Source organism: Paenibacillus sp. 2003, from assembly GCF_031455635.1.
GTDB classification, from domain to species: Bacteria; Bacillota; Bacilli; order Paenibacillales; family Paenibacillaceae; genus Paenibacillus; species Paenibacillus amylolyticus_B.
Genome location: NZ_JAVDTB010000001.1, coordinates 283999 through 301094, shown reverse-complemented (window position 1 = coordinate 301094; position 17096 = coordinate 283999). Strand labels below are relative to the sequence as shown.

General features: G+C 46.0%; 14 protein-coding genes. All 14 read right to left on the bottom strand.

The window, feature by feature from the left end; genetic code table 11:
- Window positions 1-138 precede the first annotated feature (138 nt).
- Complete coding sequence (trmL, locus tag J2X75_RS01575) at window positions 139-606, bottom strand: tRNA (uridine(34)/cytosine(34)/5-carboxymethylaminomethyluridine(34)-2'-O)-methyltransferase TrmL (RefSeq protein ID WP_310333913.1); 468 nt, start codon at window positions 604-606, stop codon at window positions 139-141.
- Between the two features lie 139 nt (window positions 607-745).
- Window positions 746-1834, bottom strand: a complete 1089-nt coding sequence (gene serC / locus J2X75_RS01570; RefSeq protein WP_253432862.1) for a 3-phosphoserine/phosphohydroxythreonine transaminase — start codon at window positions 1832-1834, stop codon at window positions 746-748.
- Window positions 1835-2196: 362 nt separating this feature from the next.
- Window positions 2197-3621, bottom strand: coding sequence for a type I glutamate--ammonia ligase (gene glnA / locus J2X75_RS01565; protein ID WP_074094318.1), 1425 nt, complete (start codon window positions 3619-3621; stop codon window positions 2197-2199).
- 413 nt (window positions 3622-4034) lie between these two features.
- The gene (gene aroF / locus J2X75_RS01560) at window positions 4035-5099 is read right to left on the bottom strand and encodes a 3-deoxy-7-phosphoheptulonate synthase (protein ID WP_036610039.1); all 1065 of its coding nucleotides are present in this window, start codon (window positions 5097-5099) and stop codon (window positions 4035-4037) included.
- 291 nt (window positions 5100-5390) lie between these two features.
- Window positions 5391-6344 carry a 4-hydroxy-3-methylbut-2-enyl diphosphate reductase gene (locus tag J2X75_RS01555; protein ID WP_310333909.1) on the bottom strand — a complete coding sequence of 318 codons (954 nt, stop codon included), beginning with the start codon at window positions 6342-6344 and terminating at the stop codon, window positions 5391-5393.
- A 67-nt stretch (window positions 6345-6411) separates the two neighbouring features.
- Window positions 6412-7872 (bottom strand): sensor histidine kinase, encoded by a 1461-nt coding sequence (locus J2X75_RS01550; RefSeq protein WP_310333908.1) that lies wholly within the window; start codon window positions 7870-7872, stop codon window positions 6412-6414.
- Between the two features lies 1 nt (window position 7873).
- Window positions 7874-8563 carry a response regulator transcription factor gene (locus tag J2X75_RS01545; protein WP_091014684.1) on the bottom strand — a complete coding sequence of 230 codons (690 nt, stop codon included), beginning with the start codon at window positions 8561-8563 and terminating at the stop codon, window positions 7874-7876.
- Window positions 8564-8736: 173 nt separating this feature from the next.
- The gene (locus tag J2X75_RS01540) at window positions 8737-10401 is read right to left on the bottom strand and encodes a S1C family serine protease (RefSeq protein ID WP_310333903.1); all 1665 of its coding nucleotides are present in this window, start codon (window positions 10399-10401) and stop codon (window positions 8737-8739) included.
- Window positions 10402-10549: 148 nt separating this feature from the next.
- The gene (locus J2X75_RS01535) at window positions 10550-11212 is read right to left on the bottom strand and encodes a response regulator (protein WP_091014686.1); all 663 of its coding nucleotides are present in this window, start codon (window positions 11210-11212) and stop codon (window positions 10550-10552) included.
- 18 nt (window positions 11213-11230) lie between these two features.
- A complete protein-coding gene (locus tag J2X75_RS01530) occupies window positions 11231-12256 on the bottom strand; it encodes a HAMP domain-containing sensor histidine kinase (RefSeq protein ID WP_091014695.1) in 1026 nt (341 codons plus the stop codon).
- A 3-nt stretch (window positions 12257-12259) separates the two neighbouring features.
- Window positions 12260-13288: a cell wall-active antibiotics response protein LiaF gene (liaF, locus tag J2X75_RS01525; protein WP_310333900.1), complete on the bottom strand. Its 1029-nt coding sequence runs from the start codon at window positions 13286-13288 to the stop codon at window positions 12260-12262.
- A gap of 198 nt (window positions 13289-13486) precedes the next feature.
- Window positions 13487-13702 carry a hypothetical protein gene (locus J2X75_RS01520; protein ID WP_124113715.1) on the bottom strand — a complete coding sequence of 72 codons (216 nt, stop codon included), beginning with the start codon at window positions 13700-13702 and terminating at the stop codon, window positions 13487-13489.
- A 111-nt stretch (window positions 13703-13813) separates the two neighbouring features.
- Window positions 13814-14353, bottom strand: coding sequence for a 3D domain-containing protein (locus J2X75_RS01515; protein WP_081595013.1), 540 nt, complete (start codon window positions 14351-14353; stop codon window positions 13814-13816).
- A 428-nt stretch (window positions 14354-14781) separates the two neighbouring features.
- A complete protein-coding gene (gene thrS / locus J2X75_RS01510) occupies window positions 14782-16719 on the bottom strand; it encodes a threonine--tRNA ligase (protein WP_221822992.1) in 1938 nt (645 codons plus the stop codon).
- Window positions 16720-17096 lie beyond the last annotated feature (377 nt).

The window sequence follows — 17096 nt, the reverse complement described above, 5'->3', positions numbered from 1 at the left end:
TAAATTTCTAGGTACATTTGTACTATGTTTATAGATTCGCCAAGATTTTGTCGAATCCTGCTGGAAATAAACATTTTTTGTCCTTTTTTTTGAAAAATGTTTTTTTACCGAATTCTAGCCGTCATTTATAACCTCAATTTATCCTTCTAACCCCGGGAAATTGAGCTGGCGCAACGCTTCATATACAATAATTGCTGCCGAATTGGACAGATTTAATGATCTAACGTCACCAGTCATTGGCATTTTCATGCATGTATCGGGATTCGCAGCAATTAATTCAGGTGGCAGGCCTTTAGTCTCTTTACCAAAAACGAGGAAATCTCCATCCTGAAAATTAAAATCACTGTATCGGTTCTTGGCCTTCGTAGTTGCGTAGAAGAAACGACCTCCCGAATATTTTTCCTGAACCTCAGCAAATGAGTCGTGGTATTCAATATGAACAGCATGCCAGTAATCCAGCCCTGCACGTTTCAATGTAGCATCATCTGTTCGAAATCCAAGTGGACGTACGAGATGCAGATGGGTACCGGTTGCCGCACAAGTACGCGAAATATTGCCTGTGTTCGCCGGAATTTCTGGTTCAACCAGAACGATGTGTAAAGCCATATGTGTTCAATCTCCTTTTCATTTTCATGTTGACGGCAACCCTCTAATCTTAAAGAAAAGCCCTCCACACGTCAATGTGGAAGGCTCTGGTAAGGCACAGGACAAGACACGAAGGTCCATTACACCGTACCTATACTAATTATCCATTTGTCTTCTGGAAATGGCTCATAAAGTCTGTCAGTGCCTTAACACTCTCATAAGGAGCAGCATTATAAATGGAGGCACGGAGACCACCCACACTGCGATGTCCTTTCAGACCTACAAATCCTTCTTCCTCTGATGCCTTGATGAACTTTTTCTCCAGTTCCTCAGAAGCAAGACGGAAGGTTACATTCATCAGGGAACGATCTTCTGGTTCCACACAACCACGGTAGAAATCGCCGGAAGCGTCAATTGTGTTATAGAGCAATTCCGCTTTTTTCGTATTTTTTTGCTCAATACCAGCCAGTCCGCCCTGTTCTTCAATCCATTTCAATACTTCATTCACCATATATACCGAGAAAGATGGCGGCGTATTGTACAGGGAGTTGTTATCTACATGTGTGCTGTAACGAAGCATGGTTGGAATCGTTTTAGGCGATTCACTCACCAGTTCCTCACGAGCAATTACAACCGTAATTCCGGATGGACCCAGGTTCTTCTGTGCACCCGCGTAGATCATGCCAAACTGATTAAGATCAAATGGTTTACAGAAAATATCACTCGACATGTCCGCAATCAGAGGTACTGAACCGGTATCCGGGAACGACTTGAATTGCGTACCTTCGATCGTTTCGTTGGAAGTCAGATGTACATAAGCCGTACGTTCTGGCAAACTCAGATTCGAAACGTCCGGCAATTTCATAAACTTCTCTGCTTCTGAAGATGCAGCAACATGTGTCTCGCCGATCAACTTCGCCTCAGACAGAGCCTTTTTGGCCCAGCTGCCAGTCATCACGTAACTTGCAGTCTGCCCTGCACCGAGCAGGTTCATTGGCAACATCGCGAACTGAGTGCTTGCACCGCCCTGCAGAAAGAGAACCTTGTATCCTTTTGGATTGCCTAGAAGCGACAACAACCGCTCCTGAGCTTCATTATGTACAGACTCGTACACCGCTCCACGGTGAGACATCTCCATAATCGACATGCCTGTATTACGAAAATCTACAAATTCCGCCTGTGCACGCTCCAGTACCTCAAGTGGTAACGCCGCAGGTCCTGCATTAAAATTATACGCTCTTTTTGTCACAAAATCCCCCGCCCTTTCCATCCGTAACTCTGACATACAAACAGCATTTTGCACAATTCGATTAGAATCGCTCACGGGTATAAGATATAGACAAATTGAATCATTTTGATCTATATCTTACTTATTGAAAGTCACTCTATGGATTTGTGCAAAATGCACTCAAAGTGAATATTATCGCTATGATATCAGTATTCTCTATCTGCTTCAAGGGCAATATGCACTGAAGTGTTGAATTCAGCTCATCAAATTCCTTTATCACCCTGCAAAGTTAAAGCACTACATTGTTTAATTCAAGGAAAAGCCTCCGAGAGCGTGTCCCGGAGGCTTTAAGTTGGAACAAGAACTGTTCCGACCCCGACCGATTAGCAGTCGAAGTAGAGGCTGTACTCGTGCGGATGAATGCGGATCGCTACTGCTTTCGCTTCATCACGTTTGAGGTTGATGTAGTTTTCAATGAATTCTTTTGTGAATACGCCGCCTTCAGTCAAGAACTCGTTATCAGCTGCCAATGCATCAAGTGCTTCTTCGAGGGAAGCTGGCACACTGCGGATGTTTTCTTTATCTGCATCAGACAGGTCATAGATGTTTTTATCGAGCGGACCATATCCAAGCTCAGTTGGGTTGATTTTGCGTTTGATTCCATCCAGACCAGCCATCAACATTGCGGAGAATGCCAAGTATGGGTTAGCTGTGGAGTCTGGTGTACGGAACTCGATACGACAACCTTTTGGTGTCACAGCTGCAACCGGAATACGAACTGCTGCGGAACGGTTACCTTTGGAGTAAACCAGGTTAACTGGTGCTTCGTAACCAGGTACAAGACGTTTGAATGAGTTTGTACTAGGGTTAGTCAAAGCGATCAGTGCCGGAGCATGGTACAAGATACCTCCGATGTAGTGCAGTGCCATCTCACTTAGGTTAGCATATCCCGCTTTGTCATAGAACAATGGGGAATCGCCATCAAAGATGGATTGGTGAACGTGCATTCCGCTACCATTATCACCGAACAATGGTTTTGGCATGAATGTTGCTACTTTACCATATTGACGTGCAGTGTTGTGCACGATGTATTTGTATGCAAGCAGGTTATCTGCTGTTTTCTTCAGTGTATCAAAACGGAAGTTGATTTCAGCTTGACCCGCTGTCGCCACTTCATGGTGATGACGCTCAATCGACAGGCCTGCTTCTTCCAATAGGCGACACATTTCGCTACGAATATCTTGTTGTGTATCCACTGGCGCTACTGGAACATATCCACCTTTAGTGCGAACTTTGAAGCCCAAGTTTCCGCCTTCTTCTTTGCGGTTCGTGTTCCATGAAGCTTCTTCGGAATCTACATAGTAAGAAGAGCTGTTCGTACCGCTCTCATAACGTACATCGTCGAAGATGAAGAACTCGGATTCAGGTGCGAAGAATGCCGCTGTACCTACACCGCTCTCTTGCAAATAAGCTTCTGCTTTAACAGCGATGCTGCGTGGGTCACGCTCATAACGCTCGCCATCCGGAGTGAAGATATCACACATAACATTCAATGTAGGGTGTGCAGTGAACGGATCGACATAAGTCGCTTCAGGGTCTGGCATCATAACCATATCGGACTCTTCAATTCCGCGGAAACCTTGGATAGAAGAACCGTCAAAAGCTACTCCATTTACGAATGTGTCTGCATCAACAGCCGAAGCTGGCAACGAGATGTGATGTGCACGACCAGCTAAATCTACAAAACGAAAATCTACCCACTCGATGTTGTTCTCTTGAATTGATTTCAATACGTTTTCAACCGACATGTATTCGTCCTCCCAAATATTCCGAACATTAAACAACCCCACTAAGAAAATGTCTAAATTCGAATTTTTTTCTGTCGTCATTATAAATTTTAAAACCTGACATCGTCAATACTTATGTAAGGTATTTTTTGCGAGTATGTTAGCTATACTCACATTTTATAAATAACATAAATTCACATAACAACATATTTGATATACATTTAACTGGTTTAATGCGGTAAAGCGACCCTTTTTTTATCCTAAATCATGGAAAAAACTTCACATCATAAATGTTTCTTATCACTATTGATTAATAAATACGTTCAAAACTGCAAAATATGCAAAAAACCGAGCATCTATCTGATTCCGTCGCAATAAACGAGACCAGATGAGATGCCCGGATAATGATCCAGACCTTGACTATGAAATTCTTATTACACGCCTACACGTGCCGGGAAAAATTCTGCCGGTTGTTTGGCTGTACTGAATGATTTACCCACGATTGGTGCCAATTTCTCCAGATCCTGCAACAGGTTCGCGAATTGATCAGGGAACAAGGATTGCACACCATCTCCTGTCATGGAGTTATCCGGATCGGTATGCATTTCAATGATCAGGCCATTGGCACCCGCAGCAACGGAAGCTTTTGTCATCGGCTCCACCAGTTCACGTCGTCCAGTACCATGGCTCGGGTCAGAAATAACCGGCAAATGGCTCAGAGACTGCAGAACAGGGATCGCTGACAGGTCAAGCGTATTACGTGTGTAAGATTCAAACGTACGAATACCACGTTCACACAGCATGACATTTGGATTACCACCCGCAAGAATGTATTCAGCCGCATTCAACAACTCATCGTATGTTGCACTGAAGCCACGTTTCAACAATACCGGTTTGCCACACTCACCCAACTTGCGGAGCAGGTCAAAGTTCTGCATGTTACGTGTACCTACTTGCAGAATATCTGCGTACTCGGCGCAAATATCCACATACTCAGGTGTCATGACTTCTGTAATGGTCAGCAGATCATGTTTCTTGCCTGCTTCCGCCATCATGATCAATCCCTCTACGCCCGTTCCTTGGAAACTGTAAGGACCCGTACGAGGCTTAAATGCCCCTCCACGTAACACTTGCCCACCAGCAGCTTTCACAAGCCCGGCAATCTCATCAATCTGTGCAGCGGATTCAACTGCACATGGCCCGCCCATAACAACAAGTTCTTTTCCGCCGATATCTACACCTTTGATGGAGATCACCGTATCTTCCGGATGGAAGTCGCGGCTTGCCAACTTGTAGGACTTCGAGATTTTAACGACATTCTCGACACCTTTCATTTGGCGAAGATGCTCTTGCATTTTAGGTTCAACTTTACCAATCAAACCAATGATAGTACGATCCTCTCCGCGAGAGATATGCACCTGAAGCCCTTCTTTTTCAATAACTGCAACGATATCCTGAATCTGTTCCTCCGGCGTAGCCTTGCCTGCAATAACGATCATATTAATTCCCATCCTTCCTTGTATGAGAGCACAATCATTTCTTAACGTGCGTCTGATTAAACACAAAAAACTCTGTCGCGCTTAAACGCTTGTTCGCTTTTAAGCTTTTATCCGTTAAAGTAAATATACCACAGTTCTCTTATTGCGTCAAGGTACACATTCCTTATCCATATACAAAAAGAACCCTGCTCTACAGGCTCCGACATTCGGATCTGTGTAACAGGATTCTTCTCATTCACGTCTCGTTTGCAATTCACATACACTTAGACTTACTTTTACATAAGCTGTGCCCTAAGGTGTACGTGTTTTTTCTCTAACTGGAGGCAGTAGTTTGCTCATGTTCACGGTACGTTTGATCTCCCACGTCTCCGGCTTGTCATGTTCATACTGCTCCAGGTAAAGAATGACTTCCTTCGTAATCGGGGTTGGTGTTGATGCACCCGAAGTAACCGCCACCTTATTTACACCTTTCAGCCATTCTTGCTGAATCTCGGAAACATCGGATACACGGTAGGCCGTAACACCCGCAATCTCCTCCGACACTTGTGCCAGACGGTTAGAGTTATTGCTGCGAGGATCACCCACCACGATAACCAGGTCCGCTTGACCTGCCTGTTCCGCAACAGCTTCCTGACGAACCTGAGTTGCGAGGCAAATCTCATTATGAATCTCTGCGCCCGGAAACTTCTCCAACAGACGGCTCATAATGTGTTTGATATCCCACTGACTCATCGTTGTCTGATTCGTAATAAGGATTTTGCCTGGAGGTACGTTCAGTTCTTCGATCTCTTCTTCCTTCTCGATCAGATGAACGAGATCTGGTGCAACGCCAACGGCACCTTCTGGTTCAGGGTGATTCTTTTTGCCGATATAGATGATCTGATAACCTTCTGCCGTCTTCTCCCGAATGAGATCATGGGTCTTGGTGACATCAGGGCATGTTGCATCCACTGTTGTCAATCCTTTTTCCCGTGCCAACTTGCGCACTTCAGGAGATACACCATGAGCTGTGAAAATAATCGTGCCACTCTCCACTTGGCTCAAAATATCCATCCGGTTCGGACCATCCAATGTAATAATACCTTCATCTTCAAAGGAATCCGTCACATGTTGGTTATGCACAATCATACCCAATATATAAATAGGTCGTGGTAAATCCAGATTGCGTGCCGCTTGACGCGCGAGCACCATCGCATCCACAACGCCGTAACAATATCCCCGCGGCGAAATTCGTAGTACTTCCACTTGGTTGCCACCCGCTTTCTTTCTCGGCAACGTTGCCGATGTAATTGCAGTCCTGTCTATTATACCTTTATTCGATAGGCGGAGCAAAGACAACCGGCAACCAGATAATAAAGGTGGTTCCTTCTCCACGTCTGGTCACAACCTCAACCGATCCGTGATGTTCTTCAATAATCCACTTCGCAATCGAAAGTCCCAGACCTATGCCCGGTGTAGCCCCGCGGGATTCATCTGCCCGATAGAAGCGATCAAAGATGAACGGCACTTCGTCCCGATCCATCCCAATACCGGTGTCGCTGATGCGTAGTCCCACCTGGCCCTTGTATAATACGGCATCCAGCGTCACAGAGCCTTCAGGTGTGTATTTAAACGCATTTTCGATGAAAATAAATAACATCTGTTGCAGATAGTCCTTGCTACCGTTCACATAAATGCCGTTAAGGATGGAAAGATTTCCTTGAAGCCAGTCTGCCTGACGATCCAGAAATTGTGCTCTGCGTGCCACTTCCTGTACGAGAATCTGCAGCGGGATCGGATTCAGTTCAATTTTCTGACCCGTATCCGCTCTCGCCAGCGATAACATGTCGCTGATCAGCCTGCTCATACGTTTTCCCTCGTCCGCCATGTCTTCAATGGCTTCCAGCGACATTTGTTTGACGGTCTCCTCATCCAGATTCGGTCGGTCGGTACCCTCTTGATCCCACAGCTTCTTCAGGAAGTCTACGTTCCCGCGAATGGTGGTCAGCGGTGTACGCAGTTCATGCGATGCATCGGATACAAAGCGACGCTGGGCAGCATTTGTCTCCTCCAAACCGCGGAATGACAATTCTGTACGTTCAAGCATATTATTCACCGTTTCAATCAGACGCCCAATCTCATCCTTAGGCCCCGCATATTGAATTCGTACACTTAAGTCATCCCCCGATTGGATCTGATTCGCAGCATCAATGACATTCACGAGCGGACGCATCGACTTGCGGGCCAGAACAAGGCCTGAGGTTATAGCCAAAGCCATCGCTACCAGCCAGCCAAAAACTAAAATATTAAGCAACGCTTCCAGCAAGCGCTCTTGTGAACTTACATTCGCACCAACCTGAAGAATTCCACGTACTTCATTGGTTCCCTGAAGTGAAAGGGGGAGCTGATTCACCAAAAACGGCGTTCCATCCACATAGATCTTGGAAATGCCTCGCTTTTTAAGTATCTCATTGGCTTTTAATACCGGAAACTGAATCTGCAATTTCTCCATATTACCCGAAATCCTGCCTGAGCGACTCTGATAATCCCAGAGTTGAATATAGATTTGTGCCTCCTGAAGCTGACTCTCTGTAAATGGGTCCAGATCCAACGACTGTGAAAGAGGATTAACACCAATCTGCTCCGTAATCCGGGTACTCTTCACCTTCAATTGCTGTTCGACTTCCTGATAGGAGTTAAAATACACAAAGGCATAGATTACAACGCCCCAAAAGATAAGAACAGCCGCCAAAATGCCAGAATACCATGCGGTTAGTCTTAACCGGATGGACATATCAGGAGTCACCTCTCAAGATATAGCCGGCTCCCCGGATGGTCTGAATTAGACGCTTGCCACCGTATTCTTCGGTCTTCTGTCTGAGCATGGCAATGTACACTTCAAGCACGTTAGACTCACCGCTGTAATCATAACCCCAGATTTTATCCATAATCAGATCGCGAGATAGGACCCGTCTTGGATTTTGCATGAACAGATTCAACAGTTCGAATTCTTTGGCAGTCAGCTCCAGACGCTGCCCATCTCGCAAAACTTCACGTGAGTCATTGTCCAAAATGATATCTTCATACATTAAGCGGTTGTCCGGCGTACCCCCACTATCAGACTTGCGGCGCAGCAATGCGCGGACACGTGCCAATAATTCTTCCAGCGCAAAAGGTTTTACAAGATAGTCATCGGCTCCTGTGTCCAGTCCGGTCACCCGGCTCTGTACTTCATCCTTGGCCGTCAGCATTAGCACAGGCACTTTGCTGCCTGCTTCTCTCAATCTGCGACATACCTCAAATCCGTCAATCTGCGGCATCATCACATCCAGCACAACGATGTCCGGCTCTTTGTCCATCAGTTTGCTGAGGCCTTCGGCTCCATTGGAAGCCGTCTGTACCTCATATCCTTCAAAAGCCAGCCCCCGGCGGAGCATGGATACAATTTTTTCGTCATCATCCACAATCAAAATAGTTGAGCGCATGGTCTTTCTCCTTTATCCTAACGTTTTATCCCATTGTAACAGGCAGAAGCACAATCTGCATCTTCAAGTAGGCGGTCTCCAATCCGTACTGGTCCATTGTAACCTTACTCAATCAGGGCAAAAAAAACGGAAGGGCCTTCAATCCCTTCCGTTACGTCAATCCTTACCTGATATTATGGTTGCTGCTGTTGTATATCTGTGGTTTGTGAAGTATCAAAATCATTTTTGTTGCCGATTTTGATTTTCAGATCCATTTTCTTACCGTCACGAACCACGTTCAGTGTAACTTCACTGCCGATTTCCTGTTTCTTGATAAAATCAATCAGATCCTGACTTGTGGCGTACGGCGTACCGTTTGCACCTGTGATGATGTCATATGCACGAAGATCTGCTTGGTAAGCCGGTGATTGGAAGATCGTGCTGGCTACAACTGAACCTTCGGTAACATCTGTTCCCATTTGTTTAGCAACTTCAGGCGTAAGAGCCATCAGAGACGCACCGATAAATGGTACTGGCTCTTTGGGAACTTCTTTGTTCTCTTTGAGATATTTAACGGCTTCAGAGATGACGCTCGATGGGATTGCAAAACCAATTCCCTGTGCATCTGCGCTTACTGCAACGTTCATTCCGATAACTTCCCCATTCAGGTTAAGCAACGGACCACCGGAGTTACCCGGATTAATCGAAGCATCGGTTTGCAGCAAATGGCTGTACTCACGTGTTTTTCCTGTTTCTTCATCTGGAATGCTGATTGTACGTTCTTTGGCACTCAGTACACCTGCTGTAACGGTGTGTTCAAATCCTTCCGGGTTACCAATAGCTACAAGCCATTCACCGACTTGAGTACTGTTGGAATCACCCAGTGGAGCTACAGGGAACGCATCGTCACCACTGTTTTTCTCAATTTTCAATACAGCCAAATCCAGATCAAAGCTGCTTCCCAGCAGTTTAGCTTCATAAGGTTTACTGTTATTCTCCAAGGTTACCTGGATTACGTCTGCACCCTGAACAACGTGTTGATTCGTCAGGATATATCCTTCTTTGTCAAAAACGAACCCGGAACCAATGCCCATAGGTACAAGCTGATTACTACTTTGTGGTTGCTGGCTTTGGCCTTGATTGCCTTCCGTTCCGCCCCCATTACCAAAGAAGTATTGGTAAAGCGGATCACTTGTGTTTGATCCACCCTGACCCAATCCTGTACGTGAGGACTGCTTCGCGAGTGTTTCGATTTTGACGACTGCTGGACTTGTACTCGTCACTACGGAAGAAACATCTTCTTTGCCTGTTGGCAGTAACGACGCTGTCACATTGTTGCCTCCGCCTGTGTTTGTTGATGCTTCCTGTCCTGAACTTTGATTGTCCGTGTTCGTAAGTGCCGTCTCCGGTGTGAACATGTTTGTTCTGTCAGCTGTGTACATGAGAACGGTGATGACCAGCATACCGGCAATGAAGGAAAATAGAAGTGATCTTACGGAAGAACGCGGTTTGCGGTTATTATAGTTCCAGTTGCCTTTGCCGCCATTCCCTTGATCTCCACCGTTACCTGAGCTGTTTCCACCGCCCCCTGATGATCTTTTCGCTTGTTCATATGATTCACTATTATAGTAAGTAGGTACGGGTCTCACCGGATCAGGTTTTGTAATCTCTACATTTCCTTCTTCACGCTGATTATTGCTTCCCATGTGATTTGCTGTATCTTCCTGATTCACGGACTGAAAAGGTCCATAAGAATAATAATAGGAGGATTCGTCCGTTCCGGAAGAATTGCGGTTCTCCGTTTGTTTGGTTTCGTTTTCCTCGTCTTGACGGTTCGATCTATAGTTGCGTTCGTCCATGCCTCTCTACCTCCCAATCTCTTATTCCCAAGAGATATTCTTTAACTGTCCTTATTTTGTACTTTAAACCTTAACCGTACCTTAAAAACAATTAAAAAGGAGATAAAAGCACGTAAGAATAGACTCTTTTCCCCGTCATGACAGCATTTTACCCTTTCGTTTTCACCCAACCCTGACGATGCGCATAGATGGCCAATTGTGTACGATCGTCCATCTCACATTTCATCAGCAGGTTGCTCACATGTGTTTTGACGGTTTTGATACTGATATGTAATTCTTCTCCGATATCTTTGTTGGTCTTTCCCTCTGCAATAAGCAGCAGCACTTCCTTCTCCCGTTCAGTCAGACCTGATTCACTCTCTCTAGCTGTACGTTGTCTGATTCCCCGGGTTAACGCCTGCGACACATCACCTGTCATAACAGGCATGCCTCTATAGGCCCCTTGAAGAGCATAGATCAGTTCTTCAGCAGAGACTGTCTTCAGTACATAACTTACCGCACCCGCTTCAATCGCTTGCACAACCAGATCATCCTCCAGGAAACTGGTGAGCATTACAATTTTCATCCCTGGAAATTCAGTCATGATGGCTTTTGTTGCTTCAGCGCCATTCATTATCGGCATCATCAGATCCATCAGGATCAGGTCCGGCATTTCACTATCATTTAACTTACGTAACTGATCAAGCGCATCCTGCCCGTGGCCCGCTTCTCCCATCACATGAAAAGTCGGTTCCAGCATCAGATATGTTTTCAACCCCATGCGCACCATATCATGGTCATCCACAATCATCACGTTTACTTTACCACTCATTCCGTCTCCCCCTCTGGTTCACTCAGGAACGTTCGGGAATTTCGGGATCAATACCCGCACCGTCGTTCCCGCTCCCGGTTTCGATATAATCTGAACTTGCCCCCCAAGCTTCTCCGCCCGTTCACGCATGGTAGATAACCCGTATGAACCCGGACGCTCCGCTTGCTGCAAAAATCCCTGACCATCATCGCTGATGCTCATGCTAATCTGATGTTCACTTTCCCGTATGGATAGACTGACCACCCCTGCCTCTGCATGCTTCACGACATTGGCAACTGCCTCCTGAATAACAAGAAACAGCTGGTGCTCAATGGCATCCGAGATTCCGCCATCCAGTTCCAGCTCTTTCACACCTTTAAGACCATTCTGCCTGCAGTAATCAGGAAACCAGCTATCCAGTGCTGCGGTGAGGTCACGCCCTTCCAGCTCCACCGGTCGAAGCTGAGCAATCAGTCCTCGCATCTGACGCTGTGCAATATGTGACATCTGGATTAACTGGTCCAGTACTTTACCACCATGTTCCGGATTCATCTCCAGCAGACGAGGTAAAGACGAAGCCGACATATGCATGGCAAACAGCTGCTGGCTAACAGTGTCATGGAGGTCCCTTGCCATTCGTTTGCGCTCTTCAAGCACAGCCTGCTCCGAGGCTTGCTCCTTCTCAATGACTTCCTGTTCACCGAGACGCTGAAGCAGTCTCATCTTTTTCTCAATCGAATCCATCATGACATTGAACTCCTGATAGACACGACCAAACGAAGCGTCATCCGCTTCAGGCATGCGCACCGCCAGATTACCCTTGGACACTTTCAACATGTTGAGATCAAGCAGGTCGATCTTGCGCTGAAGTCGTAATGCAGCGATATATCCGGTGATAACGGTGGCCAGCACAACAACGGCCACATAGGTCCATGCCCGCTGACGACCAGCCCCCATCAACACCTCTCCATACAATAGATAGAATCCGCCCAGCGTAATCAGACCAGTTAGCGCAAAATACATCATCAGTTCCCATTTATTAGCTTTGAGAATTGTTCGAATCATGCGTTAACCCACCTTATTCACTTTGACGTCTCCGATAAACACACTTACAATAATCCGTACCTTTTTGCTTGCTTCATGGTAATGGGCAGTTTCAGCCTGGGCACTACTCAGGAATCCGCCGCGTTTCTGGTTCAACAGTGACATATCTCCAATGAAGGAATTTGTCGTCACTGTCACACCCAGATCCATATCTTCTGGTACAAATACTTTCACATCCCCAATAAATGAAGAAATGACAATCTTCGTCTCCCCATATGGAATCTGTGCCTTGGTCAAATCAATTACGGTATCTCCGATAAAAGCCGAGATGTTCATTGGTTTTAAAGAGAATACTTCCTGCCCCATGTACAGATCACCGATGAACGCCGATTTGTTAATGGTATTGCCACTGCCATAATCCCCATAACCATTTCCGTAGCCATCACCATAATGTTCTCCATATCCGGTATCGTTAGAGTTAAACGATTGATGTTTCTTCTTATATTGATGCCCTTGTGATGATGAATCCGTTGACCCTGTGAAATGAGGGCCATGTGCATCGTTCTTCTGTTCCTGTTTTGGTTTGCCAAATGTTTTCTCGAACTGTTCGTCAAACGACGACGGCATCTCCAGATCCTCCGGAGCTAATGGTTTATAAGGTTGCTCAGGTGCGGGAGGTGGCTGCATCTTGTCATGATGTTTCCGATCACGACGTCGTGGTCCAATCAGTACAAACAATCCTCCGCCAATCAGCATAACCGGGATCAGATAACGAATGAACTCCCCCATGGAGTAATCAATCCATCCCAGGTTACGGGCAAGAAAGTAACCACCGATCGCCAGTACAATTACGGGTCCAATAAAGGCGTAACCCCCGTTGCGACGAATCTCGGAGATTCCTTTGGCCCCCCACCAGATTAGAAATAACGGCCAATATGTTCTGAAAATATATCCTACATCAATGTCATATCCCAATTGTCTGAACAAGATCATCGCACCAATAGCAATAAGAGGTATGCCAACCCACCAGCGGTCACGCGTCGATCGTTTCATCGCTCATGTCTCCTTTGTCTGTATTATGTATCCAGTGTAACTCAGACAAGACAATGAGAACAGCGGCGGCAGATGGAATTCATCTCGGTCTCGAGACTGAGATGGGAGGATATTAATGTAAAAAACTTCGCATATGTAAAACACCCCGGAGCTGCTGCTCCAGGGTGCTGAATCATCATTAGATTAATGAATCTTCAATTATTTTTTGAATTTTCCTGCTTTGCCTTGCGCTTGGCCAGTTTGGCCTGTGTTTTCTACACCGAACTCGGCATTGAATTTTTCATCAGGTGTTTGGAAATTATCTTGAACTTTGTTTTGAGCGGATTGCTTCACTTTAGCTGCTGCATTCTCTTCTCCAAACTCTGCATTGTACTTCTCGTTCGGCGTTTGGTACCCTTGTGATTTCTTAGCCACAACGAATCACCTCTCTCTTCATATTTACGATGCATTGCTGCACCGCGGGGTTCGTCCCCAGTCAATATTATGTGGAGAGAGCACTTCTGTTATTCATGTTCACATGTGAAATTAAATGGCCTTGTCCAGCCAGGAATCCGGTACAGATTTGTACACATCGATCGCATCAGCCAACTCGCTGAGCATCTTTTCTGTACACTTTCCAGCGCCTTGCCTGATCACCTGTACCTCCACATCCTTTTTGCCCCACTCTTTGTACACTTGCTTGGTTGTCGGGAAATACAGATCGATTTTATTACCTTTGATCGCTGAACCGGTATCTGCAACAATTCCGTATCCATAGCCCGGAATATACAGAATGGAACCCATTGGGAACAACTTCGGATCAGCTGCAATCGTGGAAACTGTTTCTTTATCACGACGTACTTTGACACCGGAATACGTAATTCCGTATTGAGGATGTTTGGGTCCTTTTCCTGTAGACTCCACACCGGCCGTATATCCCGTTGCTGTAACCTTTTGTGTACCCAGAATTTGTTCTGAACGCGGAGCAAGCACCGGCATAGACGGATCTGCCACTTGTTTTTCTGGAAGTTCAGGTCTTGGAATGACCATTGGTTGTGGTGACCACAATAAAGCCATATACACCATGGTCGTCAGCTGGGCTTCATCGCTGTATTGATGGCTGACCTGTTCTGGAAATTCTTGATCAGACATGCTCGAAGTTTCAATAATCGGACCTTCACTGCTGCTGCTCTGATTCTCGACATGCAGTACTGTACTTTCCTCTTCAAATGTATAGGCATCCGCCTGATTCAGGTTAATCATCATCCCGGCGAACATCGCACAGCCAACCAATAAACCCCGTATATGTTTCTTTTGAATTGAGAATTGCTTTTTCATTGTATAACCTCCCCCTCACTGCAAAGGTTTTCCAAAAAGCAATTAATCTATACTTTTTACTGCAAACACTACGAAAAAACGCCTGAATAACATAGGTCAATCCCATGTTATCCAGGCGTTATTCAGAGTGATCAGCGCAACTTATGCACTGGTTATCTGATACATCATTTGTTCATTTATACCAAACGTGTAGCAATTTCTTCTTTCAATTGAGCGATAATCTCATCGACCGGTTTCATGCCCAGATCGCCTTCTCCACGCTTACGCACAGATACTGCTTCTGCATTGCGCTCATTCTCACCAACAACAAACATATAAGGCATTTTCTCAAGTTGTGCCTCACGGATTTTATATCCAAGCTTCTCATTCCGCAGATCGGCTTCAGCAGAGATTCCCGCACGTTTCAGTTTCGCTTCCACTTCACGCGCATAATCGTCGAAGTTTCCGGATACCGGGATCACTTTTGCCTGAACCGGAGACAACCACAGCGGGAAAGCTCCTGCAAAATTCTCCAGCAAGAATGCTGTGAAACGTTCCATTGTACTAATTACACCGCGGTGAATAACGACCGGACGATGTTTCTGTCCGTCATCTCCCACATATTCAAGTTCAAAGCGCTCAGGCAACAGGAAGTCCAGTTGAACCGTAGACAATGTCTCTTCTTTGCCCAGGGCTGTTTTGATCTGAACATCCAGTTTCGGACCGTAGAACGCTGCTTCACCTTCTGCTTCATAGAATGGAAGGTCAAGCTCTTCCACAACTTCACGTAGCATGCGTTGGGACATCTCCCACATCTCGTCGTTCTGGAAGTATTTCTCGGTATCCTTCGGATCGCGATAGGACAGACGGAAACGGTATTCGTTGATACCGAAATCCTTGTACACGGTTTGAATCAACTCGATAACACGAGCGAACTCTTCTTTGATCTGATCCGGGCGTGCAAAAATGTGTGAGTCATTCAGTGTCATTGCACGTACACGGTGCAGACCTGTTAATGCCCCCGACATTTCATAACGGTGCATCATACCAAGCTCTGCAATACGGATTGGCAAATCACGGTAGCTGTGCATGCTGGACTTGTACACCATCATATGGTGAGGACAGTTCATTGGACGGAGAACGAGTTCCTCATTATCCATAACCATTTTCGGGAACATATCTTCCTGGTAGTGCTCCCAGTGTCCAGATGTTTTGTACAATTCCACGTTACCCAGAACCGGTGTGTATACATGTTGGTATCCAAGGCTTTCTTCCAGATCCACAATATAACGCTCCAGAGTACGGCGCAACTTCGCACCGTTAGGCAACCAGATTGGAAGGCCTTGACCGACCAGTTGGGAGAATGTGAACATTTCCAGCTCTTTACCCAACTTACGGTGATCCCGTTTGCGAGCTTCTTCGAGGAAGTGCAAATGCTCGTCCAGCTGTGCTTTTTTCACAAAAGCCGTACCATAGATACGTTGAAGCATTTTGTTTTTGCTATCTCCACGCCAGTAAGCACCCGCGACATTCATCAGTTTGAACACTTTGATTTTGCTAGTTGATGGTACGTGAGGACCACGACACAAGTCGAAGAATTCACCTTGCTCATAAATCGTGATCACGCTGTCTGCTGGCAAATCACGAATCAACTCAAGTTTGTAAGGATCGCCCACTTCTTCGAACGTTTTGATCGCGTCCTCGCGGCTAACTTCCTTACGTACAATTGGCAAGTTCTCGTTCACAATACGTTCCATTTCCTTCTCGATCTTTTGCAGATCTTCAGGATTGAGGGCATGTTCGAGGTCCATATCATAGTAGAAACCATCTTCGATGACAGGGCCGATACCGAGGCGTACCTCTTTATTACCATATAAACGTTTCACTGCCTGAGCCATCAAGTGAGCTGTACTATGACGCATCACTTCAAGTCCTTCTGGTGAATCCAGAGTTACGATCTCCACCAATGCTCCCTCATGAAGTGTTGTGGACAAGTCCACCACGATACCATCCAGCTTGCCGGCTACGGCATTTTTGCGTAATCCGCTGCTAATTGAAGCGGCTACGTCCTCAATGCTGCTGCCATCCGCGTACTCACGTACCGAACCATCCGGTAATTTAATGTTCACTGCCATTTGTCTCATTCCTCCTGTTAATGTAACCTTCGTGTCCAGATATTTATGGACTGATTATCTATTGCTATTCCAGTCATTTTGCAAAGGAACGCAAAAAACACCCGTCCCGGCAAAGGGACGAGTGATATATACTCGTGGTTCCACCCTAATTCAGCTGATTCATCCATATTCGGAAATACAGCCCTCATTGGCATGACGATAACGGGCATGACCCGGCAGATCCTTACTCGCGGATAATCCCCAATAAAGGCGATATTCTAACTCCACTTTCAAAATTGCAGCTACAAAGGGGTAAACCATACGTGATATCCGGAGGAAATTTCAGCCTAGGTTCCTCTCTCTGCACCGATCTTGCGTGTGGTTGTTGTCTTTGTCAA